This window comes from Clostridioides sp. ES-W-0018-02 (assembly GCF_020658175.1).
GTDB lineage: Bacteria > Bacillota > Clostridia > Peptostreptococcales > Peptostreptococcaceae > Clostridioides.
This window is the reverse complement of sequence record NZ_JACVVY010000072.1, coordinates 1-255: the sequence shown is the minus strand read 5'-3', so window position 1 is coordinate 255 and position 255 is coordinate 1. Positions and strand designations below refer to the sequence as shown.

The following is a 255-nucleotide window of genomic DNA, read 5'->3' as shown; positions in this document are numbered from 1 at the left end:
TCGATTCCGTAAGTAGCGGCGAGCGAACGCGGAATAGCCCAAACCAATAAAGTTTTCTTTATTGGGGTTGCGGACATATCTTAAACGAAGAGGTATCGTAATTGAAGAGGTTTGGAAAGACCCACCATAGAAGGTAATAGTCCTGTATGTCAAACGAGAAAACTTCAGATATGATCCAGAGTACCACGGGACACGTGAAACCCTGTGGGAAGCAGGAGGGACCACCCTCCAAGGCTAAATACTACCTAGTGACCG

General features: G+C 46.7%; 1 rRNA gene. It reads left to right on the top strand.

What is annotated here, in order from left to right:
* Positions 1 to 255 (top strand): 23S ribosomal RNA (locus tag IC219_RS21540); the annotation flags it as partial.